This is a genomic window from Pseudomonas gingeri (assembly GCF_013385635.1).
Classification (GTDB): Bacteria; Pseudomonadota; Gammaproteobacteria; order Pseudomonadales; family Pseudomonadaceae; genus Aquipseudomonas; species Aquipseudomonas gingeri_A.
This window is the reverse complement of record NZ_JACAPR010000008.1, coordinates 255,916-280,105: the sequence shown is the minus strand read 5'-3', so window position 1 is coordinate 280,105 and position 24,190 is coordinate 255,916. Positions and strand designations below refer to the sequence as shown.

The 24,190-nt window shown below is 62.5% G+C and carries 21 protein-coding genes; 11 read left to right on the top strand and 10 right to left on the bottom strand.

The annotated features are described in order from the left end of the window. The first annotated feature begins 410 nt into the window (after positions 1-410). Entirely contained in the window at positions 411-899 is a 489-nt protein-coding gene (locus HX851_RS37680) for an REP-associated tyrosine transposase (RefSeq protein ID WP_177057237.1), read from the top strand. A 492-nt stretch (positions 900-1,391) separates the two neighbouring features. Here HX851_RS37680 and HX851_RS37675 read toward each other — a convergent pair whose 3' ends face one another. Continuing rightward, entirely contained in the window at positions 1,392-2,915 is a 1,524-nt protein-coding gene (locus tag HX851_RS37675; RefSeq protein WP_017124330.1) for a fumarate hydratase, read from the bottom strand. 386 nt (positions 2,916-3,301) lie between these two features. Here HX851_RS37675 and HX851_RS37670 point away from each other — a divergent pair, with 386 nt between their 5' ends. The 3 genes from HX851_RS37670 to HX851_RS37660 all read left to right on the top strand — a co-directional run bounded on the left by HX851_RS37670 (position 3,302) and on the right by HX851_RS37660 (position 6,164). Then, positions 3,302-4,408 carry a GGDEF domain-containing protein gene (locus HX851_RS37670; RefSeq protein ID WP_177057236.1) on the top strand — a complete coding sequence of 369 codons (1,107 nt, stop codon included), beginning with the start codon at positions 3,302-3,304 and terminating at the stop codon, positions 4,406-4,408. After that, positions 4,401-5,339 carry an iron-sulfur-binding ferredoxin reductase gene (locus HX851_RS37665; RefSeq protein ID WP_177064697.1) on the top strand — a complete coding sequence of 313 codons (939 nt, stop codon included), beginning with the start codon at positions 4,401-4,403 and terminating at the stop codon, positions 5,337-5,339. The genes HX851_RS37670 and HX851_RS37665 overlap by 8 nt, the downstream gene beginning before the upstream one ends. Before the next feature lie 75 nt (positions 5,340-5,414). Continuing rightward, a complete protein-coding gene (locus tag HX851_RS37660; RefSeq protein ID WP_177057234.1) occupies positions 5,415-6,164 on the top strand; it encodes an enoyl-CoA hydratase-related protein in 750 nt (249 codons plus the stop codon). An 89-nt stretch (positions 6,165-6,253) separates the two neighbouring features. Here HX851_RS37660 and pyk read toward each other — a convergent pair whose 3' ends face one another. Further along, on the bottom strand, positions 6,254-7,705 hold the full coding sequence (gene pyk, locus HX851_RS37655; RefSeq protein ID WP_017124326.1) for a pyruvate kinase: 1,452 nt from the start codon (positions 7,703-7,705) through the stop codon (positions 6,254-6,256). Positions 7,706-7,877: 172 nt separating this feature from the next. On the opposite strand from pyk, the gene HX851_RS37650 reads away from it, so the two are divergent. Both HX851_RS37650 and HX851_RS37645 read left to right on the top strand, forming a co-directional pair. Then, on the top strand, positions 7,878-8,252 hold the full coding sequence (locus tag HX851_RS37650) for a tetratricopeptide repeat protein (protein WP_042934583.1): 375 nt from the start codon (positions 7,878-7,880) through the stop codon (positions 8,250-8,252). A gap of 226 nt (positions 8,253-8,478) precedes the next feature. Beyond that, entirely contained in the window at positions 8,479-8,838 is a 360-nt protein-coding gene (locus HX851_RS37645) for a PilZ domain-containing protein (protein WP_177057232.1), read from the top strand. Positions 8,839-8,856: 18 nt separating this feature from the next. Here HX851_RS37645 and HX851_RS37640 read toward each other — a convergent pair whose 3' ends face one another. From HX851_RS37640 to HX851_RS37615, 6 genes are read right to left on the bottom strand one after another with little or no spacing between them, the layout of a single operon-like run. Beyond that, a complete protein-coding gene (locus HX851_RS37640; protein WP_177057231.1) occupies positions 8,857-10,188 on the bottom strand; it encodes a DUF58 domain-containing protein in 1,332 nt (443 codons plus the stop codon). A gap of 13 nt (positions 10,189-10,201) precedes the next feature. Next, positions 10,202-11,218: an AAA family ATPase gene (locus HX851_RS37635; protein WP_177057230.1), complete on the bottom strand. Its 1,017-nt coding sequence runs from the start codon at positions 11,216-11,218 to the stop codon at positions 10,202-10,204. Beyond that, a complete protein-coding gene (locus HX851_RS37630; protein WP_177064699.1) occupies positions 11,215-12,378 on the bottom strand; it encodes a DUF4350 domain-containing protein in 1,164 nt (387 codons plus the stop codon). Before HX851_RS37630 ends, HX851_RS37635 begins: the two co-directional genes overlap by 4 nt. After that, the gene (locus tag HX851_RS37625) at positions 12,375-13,904 is read right to left on the bottom strand and encodes a DUF4129 domain-containing protein (RefSeq protein ID WP_177057228.1); all 1,530 of its coding nucleotides are present in this window, start codon (positions 13,902-13,904) and stop codon (positions 12,375-12,377) included. Before HX851_RS37625 ends, HX851_RS37630 begins: the two co-directional genes overlap by 4 nt. Then, positions 13,891-14,871, bottom strand: coding sequence for a stage II sporulation protein M (locus tag HX851_RS37620; protein ID WP_177064701.1), 981 nt, complete (start codon positions 14,869-14,871; stop codon positions 13,891-13,893). Before HX851_RS37620 ends, HX851_RS37625 begins: the two co-directional genes overlap by 14 nt. Then, a complete protein-coding gene (locus HX851_RS37615) occupies positions 14,868-15,593 on the bottom strand; it encodes an RDD family protein (RefSeq protein ID WP_177064703.1) in 726 nt (241 codons plus the stop codon). The genes HX851_RS37620 and HX851_RS37615 overlap by 4 nt, the downstream gene beginning before the upstream one ends. A 162-nt stretch (positions 15,594-15,755) precedes the next feature. Between HX851_RS37615 and sbcB the strand changes: the two genes are divergently transcribed. Next, a complete protein-coding gene (gene sbcB / locus HX851_RS37610) occupies positions 15,756-17,192 on the top strand; it encodes an exodeoxyribonuclease I (RefSeq protein ID WP_177064705.1) in 1,437 nt (478 codons plus the stop codon). Between the two features lie 90 nt (positions 17,193-17,282). Here the strand turns inward: sbcB and mvaT are convergent, their stop codons facing one another. Beyond that, positions 17,283-17,660 (bottom strand): histone-like nucleoid-structuring protein MvaT, encoded by a 378-nt coding sequence (gene mvaT, locus HX851_RS37605; protein WP_177057224.1) that lies wholly within the window; start codon positions 17,658-17,660, stop codon positions 17,283-17,285. Positions 17,661-18,009: 349 nt separating this feature from the next. On the opposite strand from mvaT, the gene purU reads away from it, so the two are divergent. Genes purU through HX851_RS37590 form a run of 3 tightly spaced genes read left to right on the top strand, consistent with a single transcriptional unit; the run spans position 18,010 to position 20,605 of the window. Continuing rightward, entirely contained in the window at positions 18,010-18,858 is an 849-nt protein-coding gene (gene purU, locus HX851_RS37600) for a formyltetrahydrofolate deformylase (RefSeq protein WP_042934597.1), read from the top strand. Positions 18,859-18,888: 30 nt separating this feature from the next. After that, positions 18,889-19,086 carry a hypothetical protein gene (locus HX851_RS37595; protein WP_177057223.1) on the top strand — a complete coding sequence of 66 codons (198 nt, stop codon included), beginning with the start codon at positions 18,889-18,891 and terminating at the stop codon, positions 19,084-19,086. A gap of 34 nt (positions 19,087-19,120) precedes the next feature. Next, positions 19,121-20,605, top strand: coding sequence for a helicase HerA-like domain-containing protein (locus tag HX851_RS37590; protein WP_177057222.1), 1,485 nt, complete (start codon positions 19,121-19,123; stop codon positions 20,603-20,605). 4 nt (positions 20,606-20,609) lie between these two features. On the opposite strand, the gene HX851_RS37585 is transcribed toward HX851_RS37590, so the two are convergent. Beyond that, positions 20,610-21,065, bottom strand: coding sequence for a DUF721 domain-containing protein (locus HX851_RS37585; RefSeq protein ID WP_177057221.1), 456 nt, complete (start codon positions 21,063-21,065; stop codon positions 20,610-20,612). Positions 21,066-21,373: 308 nt separating this feature from the next. Here HX851_RS37585 and secA point away from each other — a divergent pair, with 308 nt between their 5' ends. Beyond that, on the top strand, positions 21,374-24,109 hold the full coding sequence (secA, locus tag HX851_RS37580) for a preprotein translocase subunit SecA (protein ID WP_177057220.1): 2,736 nt from the start codon (positions 21,374-21,376) through the stop codon (positions 24,107-24,109). Positions 24,110-24,190 lie beyond the last annotated feature (81 nt).

Here is a 24,190-nt window from a genome sequence, read left to right as displayed (position 1 = left end):
GATGAGGCCCTTGAGCCTTGCGGTGCCTGTCCGGGCGCTATCGCCGGCAAGCCGGCTCCTACAGGTTTGTGCATCACCGCAAAGTCTCGTGGCCGCCACGATCCGTGTAGGCGCTGGCTTGCCAGCGATGAGGTCCTTGAGCCTTGCGGTGCTTGTCCGGGCGCTATCGCCGGCAAGCCGGCTCCCACAGGTCGGTGTCTCACCGCGAAGTCTTGTGGCCGCCACAATCCGTGTAGGCGCTGGCTTGCCAGCAATGAGGTCCTTGAGCCTTGCGGTGCTTGTCCGGGCGCTATCGCCGGCAAGCCGGCTCCTATAGGTACAGACATATTCAGAACCAGAGTCGTTTTCCATGTGTACTGGTCGCGTACTAGCTTTCCTATTGTCTCTGACCATTACAGGAGGGCAACGGATTGCTCACACTACCTCACTCCAACCGGCTGCGCGCTGGGCGCTATTCACAGTCCGGGCAAATCTATCTTCTGACCGCGGTCATTGAGGACCGCAAACCGATTTTTGCCGACTGGCAGACGGGGAGGCTGTTGGTGCAGCAATTTCGCCAGGCACAAGTTGAAGGCTTGGCTGACTCTCTGACCTGGGTGGTTATGCCGGATCACTTCCACTGGTTGATCGAGCTGAAGAACAGCACCTTGCCGGAGTTGATGCTCGCGACCAAGTCGAGGAGCGCACGCAAGATCAACGCCCGTTTGGGGCGCTCGGGAAGGCTTTGGCAAAAAGGCTTTCATGATCGTGCCATTCGCCGCGAAGAGAGTTTGCTGGCAGTTGCCCGTTACATCATAGCCAATCCGCTACGTGCTGGTTTGGTGACGCGGATACGGGATTATCCATTATGGGATGCTGCGTGGCTGGAGGATGTCGATTACAAAGAGGTGCGGCGGTGATACTGGTATCGCTATCGCCGGCAAGCCGGCTCCTACAGGTCGGTGTCTCACCGCGAAGTCTTGTGGCCGCCACAATCCGTGTAGGAGCTGGCTTGCCAGCGATGAGGCCCTTGAGCCTTGCGGTGCCTGTCCGGGCGCTATCGCCGGCAAGCCGGCTCCTACAGGTCGGTGTCTCACCGCGAAGTCTCGTGGCCGCCACGATCCGTGTAGGCGCTGGCTTGCCAGCGATGAGGCCCTTGAGCCATGCGGTGCCTGTCCGGGCGCTATCGCCGGCAAGCCGGCTCCTACAGGTCGGTGTCTCACCGCGAAGTCTCGTGGCCGCCACGATCCGTGTAGGAGCTGGCTTGCCAGCGATGAGGCCCTTGAGCCTTGCGGTGCTTGTCCGGGCGCTATCGCCGGCAAGCCGGCTCCTACAGAGAGCAATGCTGTTTTCCAGGCAATAAAAAAGCGGCCCGGATCAACCGGGCCGCCTCTTTTCCTGCAACGGAACCGTTACTGCACTTCTACCGCCAGGCTGTCGCTGATCTTTTTCTGCCAGATTGCCGGACCGGTGATGTGTACCGATTCGCCCTTGGCATCGACGGCAACCGTGACCGGCATGTCCTTGACCTCGAACTCGTAGATCGCTTCCATGCCCAGTTCGGCAAAGGCGACGACCTTGGATTTCTTGATCGCCTGGGCGACCAGGTAGGCGGCACCACCCACGGCCATCAGGTACACGGCCTTGTGGTCCTTGATCGCTTCGATGGCGGTCGGACCGCGCTCGGATTTGCCGATCATGCCCAACAGGCCGGTCTGGTCGAGGATCTGCCGGGTGAACTTGTCCATGCGCGTGGCGGTGGTCGGACCGGCTGGACCGACGACTTCTTCACGTACCGGATCAACCGGGCCGACGTAGTAGATGAAGCGACCCTTGAGGTCCACCGGCAAGGTTTCACCCTTGTTCAGCATTTCCACCATGCGCTTGTGCGCGGCGTCGCGACCGGTGAGCATCTTGCCGTTGAGCAGGACGGTTTCGCCCGGCTTCCAGCTCTGCACGTCTTCCGGGGTCAGGGTGTCGAGGTTGACACGACGGGCCGACGGACCGGCTTCCCAGACGATTTCCGGGTAGGCGTCCAGCGGTGGCGCTTCCAGCGAGGCCGGGCCGGAACCGTCGAGCACGAAGTGCGCGTGACGGGTGGCGGCACAGTTGGGGATCATGCACACCGGCAGGGAGGCGGCGTGGGTCGGGTAGTCCATGATCTTCACGTCGAGCACGGTGGTCAGGCCGCCCAGGCCCTGGGCACCGATGCCCAGCTGGTTGACCTTCTCGAACAACTCCAGGCGCATTTCTTCGATACGGTTGGACGGGCCACGCTTCTTCAACTCGTGGATGTCGATGGACTCCATCAACACTTCCTTGGCCATGACCGCGGCTTTCTCGGCGGTGCCGCCGATGCCGATGCCGAGCATGCCCGGTGGGCACCAGCCGGCGCCCATGGTCGGCACGGTCTTCAGGACCCAGTCGACGATCGAGTCGGACGGGTTGAGCATGGCCATCTTCGACTTGTTCTCGGAACCGCCGCCCTTGGCCGCTACGTCCACTTCCACGGTGTTGCCCGGAACGATGGAGTAGTGGATGACCGCCGGGGTGTTGTCCTTGGTGTTCTTGCGGGCACCGGCCGGGTCGGCCAGGATCGAGGCGCGCAGGACGTTTTCCGGCAGGTTGTAAGCGCGACGCACGCCTTCGTTGATCATGTCGTCCAGGCCCATGGTGGCGCCATCCCAGCGCACGTCCATGCCGACGCGGACGAATACGGTGACGATCCCGGTGTCCTGGCAGATCGGCCGGTGGCCGGTGGCGCACATGCGCGAGTTGATCAGGATCTGTGCCATGGAGTCACGGGCGGCCGGCGACTCTTCCCGCAGGTAGGCCTCGTGCATGGCCTGGATGAAGTCCACGGGGTGGTAGTAGGAAATGAACTGAAGGGCGTCAGCAACGCTCTGTATCAGGTCGTCTTGCTTGATCACGGTCATGGGTCGCGCTCCTCTATAAAGACGGGAACATTCAAGTAAGGTGTTTGCGACCAATGGGCGCACTGCCTCGGGGGACTGTTCAATTTTGAACGCTCCCCCGAGGCAGGGCGCCTGGGTCTGTCGAAAACATCTTTTGAGGCTGGCCGGGCACGCAGGACCGGCACAAAAAAGGCGCGGCAGTATAACCCGCCCGGCTGTCGGGCACATCCGTCAGTGGTCAAACCATGGTCGGGTGACGGTAGGCATCGTTCTTGCGTGCTCGTACAGTAGAAGCTGTACTAGTTGTAAAAAATTGAATAGTCATTTTTGATTCAGATCACTAGAGTGGCAAGTGGCCTGTACGGGAAGGAAACCCCTTGAGCCCTCAGCGCACGGTGAGTCATAGATTGACCCATAAAGCCATACAGAGTCTGTTACGCAAACGCTTTGCCCTGGCTGCCGGCACCTATGTGCTGGCATTGCTGCTGGTCTGGGCGGCGATTCTTACCGACCACTACCGAGCCAGCATCACCACGGGGTTGGTCAGTACCGGCCTGGTGATTGCCAGCCAGGGTGGACTCGGCTGGCTGTTTTTCAGTGGTCGCAACCTGCGCTTTCGCGATCCGAGCCTGACCGAGTTCCAGGTGTTGCTGGGGCTGGGCTGGCAAACCTACATGATGGCCAATCTCGAGCATGCCCGCGGCACCTTCCTGGTGTTCTACCCGTTGGTGCTGCTGTTCGGTCTGTTTCATCTGCCGCGGCGCAAATTCGTGCGTTGCGCGGTGCTGGTGTTCTTCAGCTTTGCTGCGCTGAATCTCTGGGAAGGCTATCAGTTCCGGCTGCCCGATCCCGGACTGGCGGCGTTGCAGGTCTGCGTGCTGTTCGTGGTGCTGGCGTGGTTGTGCCTGTATGCCAGTTATGTGCAGGCGTCGCGGCAACGCATGCGCCAGCGACGGTTTGCCTTGCAGGCCCACCAGGACACGCTGCGCGGGATGATGCGTCAGTTGGAAGACCTGGTCGCCACCGACGAACTGACCGGCCTGTATAATCGTCGGCACTTCCTGCGCCTGGCTTCCCGGGAACTGGAACTGATGGACCCGGATACGGTGCACGGCCTGGCGTTGATCGACCTCGATCACTTCAAGCGCATCAATGACGTCCATGGGCATGCGGCCGGTGACCAGGTGTTGCAGGCATTTGCCGGCGTGGCCGGCGCCTGTGTCCGCGAGGGCGATGTGCTGGCCCGTTATGGTGGAGAAGAATTCGTGCTGCTCTTGCCCAATGCCGATCCCGAGCGCCTGACGGCCTGCTGCGAACGCCTGCGCCTGGCCTTTACCCAGGTCGAGCTGGTCGGCGTGACGGTCAGCAACCTGAGCCTGTCGGTGGGCATGACCCTGGTGGCCGAGGACGACGATCTGGACGATGCCTTGCAGCGTGCCGACCAGGCGCTGTACCGCGCCAAGCGCGACGGGCGCAATCGCTGTTGTGCCGCCTGGGAATACAGCGATGCCTGAGTTGCGGGTCGGTGAACGCGCCTGGTCGGTGGCCATCGGCAGCAATCTGCTCGATGCCTTGAACCAGGCCGGGGTGAGGGTGCCCTACAGTTGTCGGGCGGGCAGTTGCCATGCCTGCCTGGTGCATTGTCTGCAGGGCGAGCCGCAGGACAATCAACCGGATGCCCTGACCCTTGTGCAGCGTGAACATGGCTGGCGCCTGGCCTGCCAGTGCCAGGTGCGGGAGGACCTGCGCCTGGAAGTCTTCGATCCGTTGCGGGATGGCGCCGCGGCCCATATCGCCGAACTCGACTGGTTGAGCCCGACGGTGTTGCGCCTGCGGCTGTTGCCGGAGCGTGCGCTGCGTTATCGCGCCGGCCAGCACCTGGTGCTGTGGACCATCCAGGGTGTTGCGCGGCCTTATTCATTGGCGAGTCTGCCCCAGGAAGATCGCCATCTGGAGTTTCACCTCGATTGTCGCCAGCCCGGCGAATTCAGCGACGCGGCCCGGCGCTTCAGCATCGGTGAAGTGATTCGCCTGGGTGAGTTGCGTGGCGGCGCCTTGCATTACGATCCGGACTGGCATGCGCGGCCACTCTGGTTGCTGGCGGCCGGTACCGGTCTCGGGCCGTTGTGGAGTGTGTTGCGCGAAGCCTTGCGTCAGGGCCATGAAGGACCGATCCGTCTCGTGCACCTGGCCCATGATCGTCAGGAGCACTACCTGGCCGCCGAGCTGGCCGAACTGGCTGCAGCCCATGACAATGTCACGGTCGAATACCTGGTCGGGGCCGAACTGCCGGAGTTTCTGGCCAAACTGCGGCTTGTCTCGCGACAAACCCTGGCTCTACTCTGTGGTGCTCCGGCCAGTGTCGAGGCCTTTGCCAAACGCCTGTACCTGGCCGGATTGCCGCGCAATCAACTGCTGGCGGATGTCTTCCTGCCGCGGGGTTGAACGCCGGGGGCTTTTTAAAATTGAGAGCCCAAAACAGAGAGCCTCAAACAGAACGTCCATAACAAGAGAGCCGTGATGACTGACGCGATTGTAATTGAGCGCGAAGGCGGTCTGCTGACCCTGCGCCTGAACCGTGCCGACAAGAAGAACGCCCTGACTCGCGCCATGTACAGCCGGCTGGGCCAGGCATTGCGCCAGGCCGACGAGGACCCGGCGATCAGGGCGGTGCTGATTCGCGGCAGTGAAGAGTGTTTTACCAGCGGCAACGATATCGCCGATTTTCTCGAAGAGCCGCCGAGCGACCTCGACAGCCCGGTCTTCCATTTCATGCGCAGCCTGCTCGATTGCCGCAAGCCGCTGGTCGCCGCCGTGGCGGGACCGGCGGTGGGGATCGGCACGACCTTGCTGCTGCACTGCGACCTGGTCTATGTCAGCGCCGACGCGCGGCTGCGGATGCCGTTCGTCAACCTGGGCCTGTGCCCGGAATTCGGTTCCAGCCTGTTGCTGCCGCGCCTGGTCGGCCATGCCCGGGCTGCCGAGCTGTTGCTCCTGGGCGAAGGCTTCAGCGGGGAACAGGCGGCGGCCTGGGGGCTAGCGACAGCGGCTTTGCCGAGTGGGGCCGAGACGCTGGCCAAGGCCAGGGAAGCGGCACTGCGTTTCGAGCAGCTGGCGCCGGCCGCGGTACAGATCAGCAAGGAACTGATGAAGGCCCCGGACCGCGAGCAACTGCGCAAGGTGGTGGAGGCCGAGGGCGAGTTGTTTGTTCAGCGCTTGCGTTCGCCCGAGGCGATTGCCGCACTGTCGGGATTCATGGCCAAGCGCTGAAGGAATGTCTGGAGAGGGTTTCTCCCGGCATTAAAAAAGCCTCGCGGCAGTCATGCTGCGGCGAGGCTTCGGGTACGGCGTCAGGTCACTCAGACCATCGGGTCGCCGACATGCAGGATCTTCATGCCGTTGGTGCCGCCGATGGTGTGGTAGCTGTCGCCCTTGGTCAGGATGACCCAGTCGCCCTGCTCGACCACGCCACGCTTGAGCAGCTCGTCCACCGCGGCCTGGCTGACTTGCTCAGGCGGCAGTGAAGCCGGGTCGAACGGTACGGTGTAGACGCCGCGGAACATCGCTGCGCGAGCCTGGGTTTCACGGTGCGGGGAGAACGCGTAGATCGGCACGGACGAACGGATCCGCGACATGATCAACGGCGTGTAGCCGCTTTCGGTCAGGGCGATGATCGCCTTGACGCCCGGGAAGTGGTTGGCGGTGTACATGGCGGCCAGGGCAATGCTCTGGTCGCAGCTTTCGAAGACCTTGCCGATACGGTGGCTGGAGGTCTTGCTGGTCGGGTGCTTTTCCGCACCGACACAGATACGCGCCATGGCCTGCACGGCTTCCAGCGGGTAGGCACCGGCGGCGCTTTCAGCCGACAGCATGACGGCGTCGGTGTAGTCCAGTACGGCGTTGGCGACGTCGGACACTTCGGCGCGGGTCGGCATCGGGTTCTGGATCATCGACTCCATCATCTGGGTCGCAACGATCACGGCCTTGTTGTGGCGGCGTGCATGCAGAATGATTTTCTTCTGGATGCCCACCAGCTCGGCGTCGCCGATTTCCACACCGAGGTCCCCACGGGCAACCATGACGGCGTCGCTGGCCTTGATCAGGCCGTCGAGGGTTTCGTCGTCGGCCACGGCTTCGGCGCGCTCGATCTTCGCCACCAGCCAGGCAGTACCGCCGGCTTCGTCGCGCAGTTTGCGGGCGTACTCCATGTCGGCGGCGTCGCGTGGGAAGGAAACCGCGAGGTAGTCCACTTCCATTTCAGCGGCGAGCTTGATGTCTGCCTTGTCCTTTTCGGTCAGGGCCGGAGCGGTCAGGCCGCCACCGCGACGGTTGATACCCTTGTGGTCCGACAGCGGGCCACCGATGGTCACGGTGCAACGCAGTTCGGTGTCGGTCGCGGTGTCGACGCGCATGACCACGCGACCGTCGTCGAGCAGCAGCTCGTCGCCCACGCCGCAATCCTTGACCAGATCCGGGTAGTCGATACCGACGACCTGCTGGTTGCCTTCGGTCAGCGGATGGCTGGTGGAGAAGGTGAATTGATCACCGATCTTCAGCTCGATACGCTTGTTGGCGAATTTGGCGATACGGATCTTCGGGCCCTGCAGGTCACCCAGGAGCGCGACGAAGCGCCCGTGCTTGGCCGCAAGGTCGCGGACCAGCTTGGCGCGAGCCTTGTGCTCGTCGGGGGTGCCGTGGGAAAAGTTCAGGCGGGCGACGTCCAGGCCAGCCAGAATCAGCTGTTCCAGAACTTCCGGCGAGTTGCTGGCCGGGCCCAGTGTGGCGACGATTTTAGTACGACGAACGGACATGCAGAGACTCCTGAGTTCAAGCGCAACGAGAGGCTACTATGGTCCTGTGCTGTAGTCATTGTTCATTTGCACTACTTTTCGGCGAAGAAGTTTTTTTCGGATATGTTGTTTGACGAACACTCTGAAGATTTTCGCCGACAGGTCGATACACTGCCAGGAACAGGAGATATCCATGCGAATTTTGCTCGTTTTAGTCTTGGCCGCCAGTGTCGTCGGTTGCACCCGCTGGTCTATGAACAGCCACCTGAACAATGCCTACCGCTCCTATGACCGGGGCAATTGCGAAGACGTGATGCTGCAACTGTCCCAGGTCGATCGTGAGAGCCGTACCCGGCCCTACGTCCAGCCGGAAGTGTCGATGCTTCGCGGCCAGTGCCTGGAGCGCCAGAAACTGTTCGTCGACGCGGCACAGACCTATCGGTTCATCATCACCCAGTTCCCGTATAGCGAGTACGCCTACCGTGCCCAGGCCCGCCTGGATACCTTGCGCCAGTTGGGGCATGCCGACGGTGCGGTCCCGGCCCAGCCAAGACCGGCAGCTTTGTAATGATGGCTGCAATATAAGCTGGCTCTCTGCCAGCTTTCAGCTACAGTTCGGGTGTATGGTTTGAGTTTTATCAATTCATTCGAGTTGAAAACCATGGCTCGGTAGATGTAATGCGATAGGGCGATCCGCTGCCGTCGCGCCGAGGCCAAGGGAGAGCGGGCCTGCCGGCCCTGCTCCGAAGCACTAGCGCGGCCATGCTTAATGGTCTTGTATAGCGATCATCGACATGCCTACCGACCGTCGTATCGAGCGGCACCAGTTGCCGTACTTCCTGAAAGTGTTCAACCGCTTCACCGACAAGCCCATAGGCTATCTGGGCAATGTTTCCGACGAAGGGCTGATGCTGATCAGCCAGTTGCCGCTGTTGGTGAATGCGGACTTCAAGCTGCAACTCAAACTCCCCGGAACGGATGACACGGTCCAGTTCATCGATCTGGATGCCCGTTGTCTCTGGTCCCATGAAGAGGTCACGCCGGGTTATTACGACTCGGGCTTTGTCCTGTCCGAGCCTCCCGAGGCGTATCAGAAACTGGTGGATGCGTTGCAGCACTACTTCAGCTTTTATCCGTTGGAGGCTTCGGCATAGCGGGCAAACCCTCCGGCTTCAGAGGGTCCCGGCTTTCTTCCAGCTGAGGTAGCGACTGACCAGCTCGGCGCCGAGTTCGCTAGGGCGCGCATCGAGCACGGGAACCCCATGGGCGTTGAGGCGCTCATGCAGGTTGGCCCGGGCATTCAGGTAGTCGACCGTGCCGCAGTAGGCGAGGGCTTCGGGCAGGGTCTGGACCGGGCTCTGGCGCAACTGGTCGAGGATTTCCTCGCGCAGGCTGGCGACCAGTACCCGGTGCTGGCGGCCCAGGCGCTTGACCGCGGTCAGCAGTTCTTCGTCGTCTTCATCCCGCAGGTTGGTTACCAGCACCACCAGGGCCCGACGCTTTTGCCGGGCCAGGACCTGGCTGGCGGCGGCCTGGTAATCCGCCGGTCGCTGGCTGCTGTCCAGGTCGTAGACCGCATTGAGCAGCAGGTTGAGCTGACCCTGGCCTTTGACTGGTGACAGGAAACGTGGCTGATCACCGGCAAAAGTGCTCAGGCCGACCGCGTCGCCCTGGCGCAGGGCCACGTAACTGAGCAACAGGCAGGCGTTGAGGGCGTGATCGAAGTGCGCCAGCTCGCCGTCCTGGCTGCGCATGCGGCGTCCGCAGTCGAGCATGAAGATGATCTGCTGGTCGCGTTCATCCTGGTACTCCCGGGCAATCGGTGTGCGCTGCCGGGCTGTGGCTTTCCAGTCGATCTGGCGCAGGCTGTCGCCTTCGCGAAATTCACGTAACTGGTTGAACTCCAGGCCCAGGCCACGCCGTTGGCGCTGGCGCACGCCGAGTTGGCTGAGCCAGTTATCCACCGCCAGCAGCCGTGCGCCATAGAGCCGGGCGAAGTCGGGGTAGACCCGGGTGGCGTCGTCGAGCGCCAGATAACGCCGTTGCGACCAGAGGCCCAGCGGACTGGGCAGGCTGATTTCGCAGCGCTCGAAGGTGAAATGCCCACGGCGCAGGGGGCGCACGCGGTAACCCAGCTCACTTTTTTTCCCGGGTTGCAGGGTGATGGACTGCGGCAGGTGCTCGAAAGCCACGCCGTCGGGGACATGGTCGAACACCTGCAGCTGCAGTTCATCCGGATAATCGTGCTGCAGCTCGATGCGCACCTCGCCCCAGCGGCCCAGGGCCAGGCTGCCGGGCATCTGCCGTTGCAGGCGTGGCGAGGGCAGGCGTCGCAGCCGCGCGGCGTCCAGCACGGCCAGCAGCAACAGTGCCAGCAACAGCCCCCAGCCAATCGCATCGAGGCTTTCCGGCACCCCGACGGCCAGGGCCTTGAGCACCCCGAGAAGGATCCCGAGCCCGAGCAGTACGCCCAGCCAGATCAGCAATAGCCGTGAGGGTTTCATCGTTCGCGGTTACTCACAGGCGCGGCGCCGGAACCTGGTCGAGCAGTTGCCTGAGCACCTGTTCGACCGACAGACCTTCTATATCCAGTTCCGGGGCGATACGCACCCGATGGCGCAGGACGGCCAGCGCACAGCCTTTTACATCGTCCGGTATGACGAAATCGCCGCCGCGCAACAAGGCTCGTGCCCGTGCGCCGCGGACCAGGGCGATCGAGGCACGGGGGCCGGCGCCGAGCGTCAGGCCGGGCCAGGTACGGGTGGCGCGGGCGAGGCGCACGGCATAGTCGAGGACCTGTTCGTCCAGCGGCAGGTCGCTGGCGATACGTTGCAGGGCCAGCACATCCTTGGCTTGCAGCACGGTGCGCAGCGGTTGCACGTCGAGCATGTCGGCCTTGGTCGAGCGGGTGACCTGGCGGACCATGTTCAACTCCTGCTCGGCCTCGGGATAGTCCATGCGCAGCTTGAGCATGAAGCGGTCCAGTTCGGCCTCGGGCAGCGGATAGGTGCCTTCCTGTTCGATCGGGTTCTGGGTGGCCAGCACCATGAACGGCTGGGCAATCGGCAGGGCACGACCCTCGAGGGTGACCTGGCGCTCCTGCATGGCTTCGAGCAGTGCCGCCTGGGTTTTCGCCGGTGCCCGGTTGATCTCGTCGGCCAGCAGCAGGTTGGTGAACAGCGGGCCCTTGCGCAATTTGAACTGCTCGGTCTGCAGGTCGTAGACGGCATGTCCGGTAACATCGCTGGGCATCAGGTCCGGGGTGAACTGAATTCGTGCGAAGTCGCCACCGAAGCAGCGGGCCAGGGCTCGTACCAGGAGGGTCTTGCCGAGCCCGGGAACGCCTTCGAGTAAGACATGGCCGCCGGCGATCAGCGCGGTGAGGACATCGTCGATGACCGCGTCCTGGCCGATCAGCGCCTTTTGCAGTTCGTGGCGTACGGCCTGGGCCAACTGGCTGGCGCGATGGCGCTGCTGGAGGGCATGGGCCTCGGCGTCGACCGCCGGTGCCGGTTCCGTTGGATGTTCGCTCATAGGGCATTCCTGAGGGTTTGCAGGTGGGCGACCTGGCGGCTGAAGTCAGCGCTGGAAAGGCGCTGTTTCGGGCGTGGGCGCAAAGCCTGGCTGATGGCACTGGTGGGTTGGCGGGTCAGGCGCGCAAGCACCTGCCACTGGTCGGCAACGCCGAGCCGTTCGAATCCGGGATGTCGTCTGCGGGCACGGCGCAGGATGTCTTGTTGCAGGGCTTGCAGCAGAGCGTCCTGGCCGTTGCGCCGAAGCAGGAAGTCGGCACTGGCCCGCAGGTGCTCCTGCAATTGTCGACGGGCCTTCGAGGCCGGTGTCTGCAACGGGCCCTGGCGCAGGCCGATGTGCCACAACCACAGGGCGACCAGGGCGGCGAGTGCTACCAGTGCCTGGGGGAAATAGCGCAGCAACAGGCTGAGCAGGTTGTCGTGGTCGGTGTTGAACAGCAGCGTGACATCGCTGTCCTGGCTCAGGTACCAAAGTAGCCAGGCGTTGTCGTAGCGCCCGATGGCGGCGTTGGTCCAGAGGTCGGCGTCGGTGAGGACGGTGACCGAGCCGAGGCCGTAGTTCATTTGCATCAGGTGTGTGGAGGTGGCACTGCTGGCCCAGGATTGCACCAGGTTCTTCGGGTCGGACAGGTGGAAGGCCGTGTCGAAACTGAAGTAGGCCGGAGCGTCTTCGTCCTCCAGGTACATCCGGGTCAGTTGCGGGTAGTACTTGTCCTCGGGCTCGGGGCCGTCGCCCTTGAGGTCCTTGCTCATAGACTGGCGCAGTTGCACGCGGTCCAGCAGCAGGTCGCCGCTACGTCCTTGGCGCGGGTCCCAGAGGGCTTCGGCAACGAACAGCAGGCGACCGCCGGCCCGGGCCCAGTTGAGCAACTGGTCGGCCTGGCGCGGGGTCATGTCCGAGCGATCGCCGAGCAGCATCAGGCTATGGTGGCGCGGGTCCAGATCCGGGAGGATTCGCAGGTCGTTGGCGTGGTGGACGTCAAGGCCGTGCTGGCGCAGGAAGTTTTCCGCGGCTAGGTAGGGATAGGCGCGGGCTTCGGGGGACGGGCCATGGTCGATGACCACCGGGTAGGGCACCGCCTTGTGATACAGGTACAGGCCCAGGCCGAGCAGCAGGGCGCCGATCAGCAAGGCTGCGAGCAGTGGCCAGCGACGCTTCATGAGCGGCCCCCGGGGCCGAACAGCTGGCGCCAGCCGTTGCACAATTCCTGTTGCAGTTCAGGCGAGGGCAGGCGGTGGCCATAGGCAAGATTCTGCCAGTGGCGGGTGAGGTTCTGGCTGAACGCCTGCAGTGCCGGTTGCCGCAAGTGCGCGACCCGCTCCAGTACCTGGCCCTCGGTGTCGGCATTTTTCAAGGGCACCTGGAAGTCGTGCAGCAGCCGGCTCAGCAAGCCGCGGTAGAGCAGGCTCATGGCTTCGCGAGGCTGACTGGGCCAGAGGGCTTCAGCATGGGCGGCGATGTCCTCGGGCAGGCTCTCGGTCGCCAGGTCGAGCCCGAACAGTTGAGCCGGCGCGCCGGGGCGAGGTTTTGCCGCCGGGTTCGGACGCCGGCTGACAAAGGCTTGCAACCAGTCGCGATAACGCCAGATCAACCAAGCTACCAGCCCGAAGGCGCAGCCCCACAGCAGCACTGTCAGACCGTCGGCCAGTCCGTTGAAGGTGCGGCTGTCGAGGTTGCCCAGCAGCCTCTGCAACCAGCCGGGCGCAGTCTTTTCGTCCTTGGCCGAGGTGTCTCCCAGACGCCAGCGGGTGATGGTTTCGCGGTTCTTGAAGGGCGCTGCATCCAACTGTGCCTGGATCGAGTCGTGGGCCGCCTGGCTGGTCAGCGGCTGTTGCAGCAGGCGTGGGCTGTCCGGAGCCGCTGGTACGGCGGCCATGACCGGAGCGGGTAGGGTGATCAGTAGCAGGCCGGTGACCATCAGGCCGGCAACCACGGGCGCCAGGCGTTGGCGCAATTGACGGAAGATCAGCTCGATGTCCCAGGCTTCCAGCACGGTGCGTCGGTTGAGGTAGAGGCTGAAGCCGCAGGCGATGTAGATCGGCTCCCAGACAATCAGCACCAGCACATAGAACAGGTTGGTCAGGTGTTCCAGCCACAACCAGCCGTGCCGGGCGGCGAACACCAGTTTCTGCCAGTTCCAGTCGAGCTCGATCTGCCGTGGCAGCAGCAGATAGAACAACGCCATGCAGCCGATCCACAGGACTGACTCCAGGTGCACGCCGATCAATGTCAGCCAGCGCGCGCCCCGGTTGGCCCGTGGCAGCAGGACGCGCAGGCGCTGTTGCCGGGCTTGCCCGCCCAGGCCTTCGAGTTGTTGCACCGGCAGGGTGAAACTGCGGCTCAGGCCCAGCCGGCGCCAGGTCAGGCTCGCCAGCAGTTGTGGTTTCAGCAGGCCGGGCCAGGCTTTAAGAGCCTGTTTCAGATCCGGGGTATCGCCGAACAGGGCCTTGGACAGGATATGCAGCGGCAGGCGTTCAAAGGCCGGTTTCAGCCACCAGAACAGCAGCAGGGCGATCGATGGATGCTCCCACAGCAGCAGGCTCAGCAAGGCAAAGACCGGTACGGTGATGATTGCCCAACTGGCCATCAGCAAGCCCCGGTGCTGCCTGGCCAGCAGGATACCGAGGTCCATGGCTTCCCAGGCACTGCGTGGACGGATGGCGACGCTGGCGTCAGTCAGGCGCATGACGACTCCGTCCGGCAAACAGCAGGTAAGCCGCCACCAACAACCACAAGCCCGCGCCCACCAGGTACTTGACCCGCAACGTCGGCTGGGGTCGGGAGGACCAGTAGGCTTCGATAAAGGCGGCAATCAGCAGGAACAGGATCACGCCGGCAATCATCTGGATGCTGCTTTTCGCCGCCAGGCGCAGGGCCTCGCCCCGGCTCAGGCGGCCTGGCGCCACCAGCGACCAGCCCAATTGCAGTCCGGCGGCACCGGCCAGGGCGATGGCGGTCAGTTCGAAGGCGCCATGGGCGATGACAAAGGACCAGAAGGTCTGGCCGAAGCCGATCTGGGTCAGGTGCCCGGCGACCGCACCGATGGTCAGGCCGTTGAACAGCAGGAAGAACAGGCTGCCCAGGCCGAACAGCAAGCCGCCGGCAAAGGTCTGAAAGGCAATGCCGATGTTGTTCATGATGTAGTAGCCGAACATCGCCCAGTCTTCGCTGGAGGCGCGCGCGGCGGTGCGTCCCAGCCGGCTGGCGGCGGGGTCGTACATGTTCTGCATGTCGGCGACCTGCTGCGGGCTGACGATGCTGTAGATCAGGTCCGGGAACAGATAGACCAGCACGCCGATCAGCAGCAGGCTGGCAAAGAACAGCAGGCCGGCGACCAGGACAAAGGGCCACTGCCGGCGTACCAGGCGTGGGAAGTCGGCGAGGATGAATCCCAGCAACTGGCTGCCCAGGCGACTGCGATGCCGGTAAAGCTGTTGGTGTCCGCGCAAGGCCAACTGTTGCAACGGGTCCACCAGGTGACTGCTGTAGCCGCGCTCCTGGGCCAGTGCGAGTTGATGGCACAGGCGCCGATAGGCCGCGGGGAACTGTGTCGAGGTGTCGGCCTTGGCCTTGCCGCGTTCCAGCTGTTCGAGCAGGTGAGCGAACTGTTGCCACTCGGGCTGATGGCGGCTTTCGAAGAGGCTCTGTTTCATGTTGGGCCTAACAGACCACGGGCGATGCCGTTCAGTTCGGTCACGGCCAGGGAGGGCGGGACCCGCAGCGCCGGGGCAAGGAGGCCGGCCAGTTCATCGACGCGCTCGGCGGACAGTTCGCCCTGGCGCTCGGCAAAACTCAAGAGGGCCCGTTGTTCATTCAGGCGCAGGGCGAACACCGGGGTTCTCGGCACCGCTTCGGGTAGGGTCGGGCGCGACAACGGTTGTTCGCGGTAGATCACCAGCGTGCCGCCGGCCAGGTCACCCAGGCGCTTGAAGGTCGGATGCTGCAGGCAACTGAGGGCGCCCAGGCAATAGCCGAACGGCAACATGTCGACGAAACGCAGGAGGTTGCGGGTCAGCGAGGCGGACCAGCCGACCGGCGTGCCGTCATCGTGTACCACCCGCAGGCCCATCAGCTGTTTACCGGGCGAGCGGCCCTGGTTGAGCACTTCGAACAGCACCATGTACCACCAGCTGACCAGGAACAGCAGGATCGAGCCGAGGCCTGCGCCGAGCTTGTCCAGCAGGGTCAGCACCGACAGCAGGGCGCCCAGTATCACACCGCGTACACCGAGGTCGATGGCGAACGCGACCGCGCGCACCGGCAGGCCGGCCGGGCGCAGGGGCAGGTCGATACCTTCCGGGGTCTCGACCTGGTAACGGGTATCCAGTGGCGTTTGCAGCGGCACATTCCTTGTAGGGCTTGAAGTCGGCGGCATGGCTGCCATGTCGGTAGGGACTTGTCGGCCGATCCTAGCCAGCGCTGCCGGGCGAAGCAACCGAACTCTGCAATCGACTGTATATATAAGTTGACCCGGGTGACTGGCCCGGAGGGCTATCGAACGCCTAGACTGCCCCGGTCTTCTGTTCAGGAACACGCCGTGACCACCATCTTCTGGTACGACTACGAAACCACCGGGATCAATCCGCGCTGCGACCGCGCCTTGCAGGTGGCGGGCATCCGTACCGATGCCGAGCTCAACGAGATCGACGAGCCGGTCAACCTCTACTGCCGGCCCAGCGAGGATATCCTGCCGCATCCGGCAGCCTGCATGATTACCGGCATCACACCCTCGCAACTGGCCAGTCAGGGGCTGGCGGAGGCCGATTTCATGACCCGGGTGCACGCCCAGTTGGCGCAACCGGGAACCTGTGGGGCCGGCTACAACACCCTGCGCTTCGATGACGAGGTGACGCGTTACAGTCTGTACCGAAACTTCTTCGATCCCTATGCGCGGGAATGGCAGGGCGGCAACAGTCGCTGGGACCTGATCGACGTGGTGCGTGCCGCCTATGCACTGCGGCCCCAGGGCATTGTCTGGCCGGAGGAAGACGGGCGGGTAACGTTGCGGCTGGAGCGACTGACGGCCGCCAATGGCATCGATCACGGCCATGCCCACGAGGCCTTGTCCGATGTCCGCGCGACCATCGCCCTGGCTCGGCTGATCCGTGAGAAGCAGCCGAAGCTGTATGACTGGCTTTTCCAGCTGCGCAGCAAACAGCGGGTGCTGGACCAGATTCGCCTGCTGCAACCGATGGTGCATATTTCCGGGCGTTTTTCCGCCGCCCGCAACTACCTGGGCGTGGTCTTGCCATTGGCCTGGCATCCGCGCAATCGCAATGCGCTGATTGTCTGTGACTTGCATCAGGATCCGCAGCCGTTGCTGGACCTGGACGCCGAATCGCTGCGCCAGCACTTGTATACCCGTCATGAACACCGAGTTGACGGGCAACTGCCGGTGCCGCTCAAGTTGATTCACGTCAATCGCTGCCCGGTGGTGGCGCCGATGACGGTGTTACGGGGAGAAGATCAGCGGCGCCTGCAACTCGACATGGCGCTCTATGAGGCCCGTCGCCTGCGACTTAATGACACACAGGAAGTTTGGCGGGACAAAGTCCAGGCGATTTATGCGGCAGAAGACTTCACCCCCTGTGAAGACCCCGAGCAGCAGTTATACGACGGTTTTCTTGGTGATCGGGACCGCCGCTTATGTGAACAAGTACGCGGCGCGGGGCCGGAGCAATTGACACGGGAGCAATGGCCTTTCGATGATGAGCGCTTGCCGGAATTATTATTCCGTTATCGCGCACGTAACTTTCCCGATACCTTGAGCGAAGAAGAGCAACAGCGTTGGCAGACATTCTGTCGGCAGCGCTTGAGTGAATCGAGCTGGGGCGCGCCAAATACCCTGGCGGGATTTAGCCAAGCGCTTACGAGCTGTTTGACCAATGCCACGCCTGAGCAGGCACAAGTGCTCGGTGAATGGCAGCGCCATGCACTCTCTTTGTGCACTCGTTTTAACATTCCGCTGGATTGAGCGGGCGACGGATTAAATCGAGGTAATAAAAAACGCCAGCAAGCTGGCGTTTTTTCTGCGTCGCAAACAGCTCTGCGACGGGTATTTCGCTTAGCCCAGCAGAGTGGCCCAGCCTTCAACCACGTCACCGCCCCACTTGGCTTTCCACTCTTTCAGAGTCTTGTGGTTGCCACCTTTGGTTTCGATGACTTCACCGTTGTGCGGGTTTTTGTATTGCTTGACCTTGCGCGCACGCTTGGTGCCAGTAGTTTTTACCGCGCCGCCACGTGGGGCTTTTTCTTTGGCCTGTGGGTCCAGGATCAACTGGCAGTCGCGCAGCGACTTGGCGTGCTTGGCCAGCAAGGCGCGCAGTTCTTTTTCGAATTCCATTTCTTTTTTCAGGGCGCCGTCTTTTTCCATCGCTGCCATCTGAGCTTGCAGTTCTTTGATAGCTTCTTCTGTGGCGCGATATTTGGTGATCAGGGACATGAGGACTACCTTATGTGAGTCGTGTATGGCGGGGTACAGTGTCGCAATAGTAGTCAGACAGTTTGCCCAAGTAAACATTTAAGCGAATGTTTGTTGCATTTAATTTTTGAACTTTGCAGGTGGGTGATGTGCACCTGTTAGATGTTCTGCCCGGGACGCTTGAGAATAGTCCCGGGAGTGGGCTGTTGAACTATCGAAACTGCCGACTGTTTCAGTTGGTGTCGCGAGCCCTGTGGTGTTGTCAAGGCCCGCGGGCCGCCTGTTGCAGCGCACATTGCAAGGAATACTGCAGTTTTGCCGCGCACTCGCTAGAATGGCGGCCTTTGCGAAGTTCTGGAGTTTTTCCCTCATGCGCACTTTCCGGCTGGTGATCGCTTGCCCCGACCGCGTTGGCATCGTTGCCAAAGTCAGTAACTTTCTGGCGTCCTACAACGGTTGGATCACTGAAGCGAGCCATCACTCCGACAACCTCAGCGGCTGGTTCTTCATGCGTCACGAGATTCGTGCCGACAGCCTGCCGTTTGGCCTGGACGCTTTCCGAGAGGCATTTGCGCCGATCGCCGAAGAGTTCTCCATGACCTGGCGCATCACCGACACCGAACAGAAGAAACGCGTGGTCTTGATGGCCAGCCGCGAATCCCATTGCCTGGCCGACCTGCTGCACCGCTGGCACAGTGATGAACTCGATTGCGAGATCGCCTGCGTGATTTCCAACCACAACGATTTGCGCAGCATGGTCGAGTGGCACGGTATTCCTTATTACCACGTGCCGGTGAACCCGCAGGACAAGGAGCCGGCATTCGCCGAAGTGTCACGCCTGGTCAAGCATCATGATGCCGATGTGGTGGTGCTGGCGCGCTACATGCAGATCCTGCCGCCGGAACTGTGCAGCGAATACGCGCACAAGGTCATCAATATCCACCACAGCTTCCTGCCTTCGTTCGTCGGTGCCAAGCCTTACCACCAGGCGTCCCTGCGTGGGGTGAAATTGATCGGTGCGACTTGCCACTACGTGACCGAAGAGCTGGATGCCGGTCCGATCATCGAACAGGATGTGGTGCGTGTGAGTCACAGTGATAGCATCGAGGACATGGTACGTTTCGGCCGTGATGTCGAGAAGATGGTGCTGGCCCGTGGCCTGCGTTATCACCTGGAAGACCGTGTGCTGGTGCACGGTAACAAGACTGTGGTGTTCTGACCGCCCGTCGACGGGCCGGGAGGTTTGGTGATGGGCGATCCACTCGACAAGGCCACCTCCAAGGCGCCGCCGACCCTGGGGGAAGGCTGTCTGAGCCGCTATGACCCCGAAGCCATGAGCAGTGAGGACGGTACTGAGTTTCCCGGTGCCGCCGAACTGTGGCAGCAGTTGCAGGAAGAGTCCGAGACGATTTCCGTTGATGTTTCCCCAGGTCCGCTAAAATCCTAGAGGTTTATCTGCGCGACCAACCCTGGGTGACGATATGACGGATCCTGCACAACTTGTTTTCGGCGCCGACCCGACGGGCCAGCCCATTGGCCAGGCCATGCGCCTGGCCAATCGTCACGGCCTTATCGCCGGAGCCACCGGGACCGGCAAGACCGTGACCCTGCAACGCCTGGCCGAAGCCTTCAGCGACGCCGGTGTCGCGGTGTTCGCGGCGGATATCAAGGGGGATCTCTGTGGTCTGGGCGCACCGGGCAATCCCCAGGGCAAGGTGGCCGAGCGCATCGCCGGCATGCCCTGGCTGGATTACCAGGCCAGGGCTTATCCGGTGACCTTGTGGGATATCCATGGACAATCCGGTCATCCGTTACGCACGACCCTGAGCGAAATGGGGCCGTTGTTGATCGGTGCGTTGCTGGAACTGACGGACAGCCAGCAATCGGCCTTATATGCCGCGTTCAAGGTGGCCGATCGCGAAGGCCTGTTGTTGCTCGACCTGAAGGACCTCAAGGCACTGCTCAATCACCTCAAGGATCACCCCGAGCTGCTGGGCGAGGATGCCGCGCTGATGACCACCGGTTCCAGTCAGGCGCTGTTGCGGCGCCTGGCGACCCTGGAACAGCAGGGCGCCGAAGCGCTGTTCGGCGAGCCGGCCTTGCAGTTGGAAGATATCCTGCAACCGGCCAGCGATGGACGTGGGCGGATCCACCTGCTCGATGCCAGTCGCCTGGTGCACGAGGCGCCCAAGGTCTACGCAACGTTCCTGCTGTGGCTGCTGGCCGAACTGTTCGAGCAATTGCCCGAGCGCGGTGATGCGGACAAACCGCTGCTGGCGCTGTTTTTCGATGAAGCACACCTGTTGTTCGCCGGCACCCCGAAAGCCTTGCAGGATCGGCTGGAGCAGGTGGTCCGGCTGATTCGCTCGAAAGGCGTCGGGGTGTACTTCGTCACGCAATCGCCGGGTGACCTGCCGGATACGATCCTGGCGCAGTTGGGGCTGCGGATCCAGCATGGGCTGCGGGCCTTCACGGCCCGTGAGCAGAAGTCGCTGCGGGCGGTCGCCGAGGGCTTTCGGCCCAATCCGGCGTTCGAGGCCCTGGCGGTACTGACCGAACTGGGGATTGGCGAGGCGTTGGTGGGCACCCTGCAGGACAAGGGCACGCCGGAGATGGTCCGGCGGGTGCTGATCGCGCCTCCGCAATCGCGCATCGGTCCGTTGAGCGAAGCCGAGCGAGCGGCCCTGGTCGCCGGGTCGGCACTGCTGGGTCGTTATGACAAACCTGTCGATCGTGAGTCGGCCTATGAAATCCTGATGGCGCGCAAGGCGCCGATCACCGAAGCACCGGCACCTGCCGGCGAAGCGGCGCAAGAGCCGAGCCTCGCGGACAAGGCTGGCGAGTTCCTCGGAACGGCGGCGGGGCAGGCGCTGAAGTCCGCCATGCGCCAGGCCGCGAATCAGTTGGGGCGACAGTTGGTCCGTGGCTTGATGGGCTCGTTGCTCGGTGGCAACAAGCGCCGTTGAGTGCTCAGGCCTTGGGCCTGGCGTGGCTGGCCAGGCGTTCGAGGGCCGCACGCAGGTTCGGATCGCTGATGCCGTCGGCGGTATCCTGGATGGTCTGCGCGGCATTGATCGACAGGTCCATGGTGTGGCCGGCCGCGCCCTGCTGGACGGTCGGCGGTTGTACCTTGAACAGGATGCGGTTCAGGCCGATGAACACATCGAACGCCTGCAATTGTCGTTGCAGGCGTTTTTGCTGGTAGCGCAGGCGGGTCGCCCAGTGCCCGTCGGTGACGATCAACAGCAGGCTGCCTTCGCGCCAGGAGGCTACATGACAGTGCTCGCGGGCCGCGGGCTGCAGCTGGCTTTCCACCAGGCGCTGCAGGTGGGCGAGGCGTTGTGCATGGCTGAAAATCGCTTTCAGCGGTTTGGCTTCGCGAAGCAGGACGGCGGGTGCCCGGGCGGTGAGTGGGCGAAATGCCATGATTCAGACACCTGAAGTAACAGAGCAGCCATGGTAGCAGAAACGGCCAGGGCAGCCGGCCCCCATTGATGCAGACCGGCTTTGCCCCTAAAGTCTGCAACCAGTTTCCGGGCTTGATGGCTTGAAGTTCGGGAAAAAGACCTTATTTTAGAGTGGCCCCGTCAAAGCGCAGTGCCAGCATCGTGGAATAACGCCACTTTCCTCACCACCGTTTCCGGGTAGAATGCTCGTTCGCATGCGGCCATGAGGGCTGCTCGGGCGACTCACGGGGCCGCCCTCCATCCCTATGTGTGGAAGAACCTGCCGATATGTTTGCGCCTTTGTTAAAGAAACTTTTTGGAAGCAAGAACGAGCGTGAAGTCAAACGCATGCTCAAGACGGTACAGATCGTCAATGCCTTCGAAGAGCAAATGGTGGCCCTTTCGGATGAGCAATTGCGCGCCAAGACCGAAGAGTTCAAGGCCCGCTTAGCCAAAGGTGAAACCCTCGACAAGATCCTGCCGGAAGCTTTTGCGGTCGCCCGTGAAGCCGGCAAGCGGGTCATGGGCATGCGCCACTTCGACGTACAATTGATCGGCGGCATGACCTTGCACGAAGGCATGATCGCCGAGATGCGTACCGGTGAGGGTAAAACCCTGGTAGCCACCCTGGGCGTCTACCTCAACGCGCTGTCCGGCAAGGGCGTGCACGTGGTGACGGTGAACGACTACCTGGCCCGCCGTGACGCCAACTGGATGCGTCCGCTCTATGAGTTCCTCGGCCTGACGGTCGGCGTGGTCACGCCGTTCCAGCCGCCGGAAGAGAAGCGTGCGGCCTACGCCGCCGATATCACCTACGGCACCAACAACGAATTCGGTTTCGACTACCTGCGCGACAACATGGCGTTCAGCATGGAAGAGAAGTTCCAGCGCGAGCTGAACTTCGCCGTGATCGACGAAGTCGACTCCATCCTGATCGACGAGGCCCGTACCCCGCTGATCATCTCCGGCCAGGCCGAAGACAGCTCGCGTCTGTACACCGAGATCAACAAGCTGATCCCGCGCCTGACCCAGCACATCGAGGAAGTCGAAGGCGTGGTGACCAAGGAAGGTCACTTCAGCATCGACGAGAAGACCCGCCAGGTCGAGTTGAACGAAGCCGGTCACCAGTTCATCGAAGAGATGCTGACCCAGGTCGGCCTGCTGGCCGAAGGCGAGAGCCTGTACTCGGCGCATAACCTCGGCCTGTTGACCCACGTCTATGCCGGCCTGCGCGCGCACAAGCTGTTCCACCGCAACGTCGAATACATCGTGCAGGATGGCCAGGTGGTCCTGGTCGACGAGCACACCGGTCGCACCATGCCGGGTCGTCGCCTGTCCGAAGGCCTGCACCAGGCCATCGAGGCGAAAGAAGTCCTCAATATCCAGGCCGAAAGCCAGACCCTGGCGTCGACCACGTTCCAGAACTACTTCCGTCTCTATACCAAGCTGTCCGGCATGACCGGTACCGCCGACACCGAAGCGTTCGAGTTCCATCAGATCTACGGCCTGTCGGTGATGGTCATCCCGCCGAACAAGCCACTGGCGCGCAAGGACTACAACGACCTGGTGTTCCTGACCGCCGACGAGAAGTACGCGGCGATCATCACCGATATCGAGGAGTCCCTGAAGCAGGGCCGTCCGGTGCTGGTAGGTACCGCGACCATCGAAACCTCCGAGCACATGTCCAACCTGCTCAACCAGAAGGGTATCGAGCACAAGGTCCTGAACGCCAAGTTCCATGAAAAGGAAGCGGAAATCATTGCCCAGGCCGGTCGTCCGGGGGCATTGACCATTGCCACCAACATGGCGGGTCGCGGTACCGACATCCTGCTGGGCGGCAACTGGGAAGTCGAAGTGGCTTCCCTGGAAAGCCCGACACCGGAGCAGATCGCCCAGATCAAGGCCGATTGGCAGAAGCGTCACCAGCAGGTGCTCGAATCGGGCGGCCTGCAGGTGATCGCTTCCGAGCGTCACGAATCGCGCCGTATCGACAACCAGCTGCGTGGTCGTGCCGGTCGCCAGGGTGACGCCGGTTCCAGCCGTTTCTACCTGTCCCTGGAAGACAGCCTGATGCGCATCTTCGCCTCCGATCGGGTGAAGAACTTCATGAAGGCCCTGGGCATGCAGCCCGGCGAGGCGATCGAGCACCGCATGGTGACCAACGCCATCGAAAAGGCCCAGCGCAAGGTTGAAGGCCGCAACTTCGACATCCGCAAGCAACTGCTCGAATTCGATGACGTCAACAACGAACAGCGTAAAGTGATCTATCACATGCGCAACACGTTGCTGGCCGCCGACAATATCGGCGAAACCATCTCCGACTTCCGCCAGGATGTGCTCAACGCCACTGTCAGCGCCCACATTCCGCCGCAGTCGTTGCCGGAGCAGTGGGACGTTGCCGGGCTGGAAGCCGCCCTGGAAACCGATTTCGGCGTGAAGCTGCCGATCCAGCAATGGCTCGACGAAGACGATCACCTGTATGAGGAAACCCTGCGCGAGAAGCTCCTCAACGAGCTGCTGGCGGCGTACAACGAGAAGGAAGAGCAGGCCAGCGCCGAAGCGCTGCGCACTTTCGAGAAGCAGATCGTGCTGCGTGTGCTGGACGACCTGTGGAAAGATCACCTGTCGACCATGGATCACCTGCGCCACGGTATCCACCTGCGCGGTTATGCCCAGAAGAACCCGAAGCAGGAGTACAAGCGCGAGTCGTTCACGCTGTTCTCCGAACTGCTCGATTCGATCAAGCGCGACTCGATCCGTGTGTTGTCCCACGTCCAGGTGCGCCGCGAAGACCCGATCGAAGAAGAAGCCCGCCTGCGCCAGGAAGCCGAAGCCCTGGCCCAGCGCATGCAGTTCCAGCACGCCGAGGCGCCTGGCCTGGAAGAGCCGGAAGTGCTGGGGGAAGAGATTGATGTCGCCCTGGCCACCGCTCCGGTACGCAACGAGCAGAAGCTGGGTCGCAACGAGTTGTGCTACTGCGGTTCGGGCAAGAAGTACAAGCACTGCCACGGGCAGATCAGCTAAGGTTTCTGTTGGACTCTGAGCTACCACGCCGCGACCGGCTTGCCGTCGCGGCGTTTTTCCATTTGAAACACTGTCCTTTAT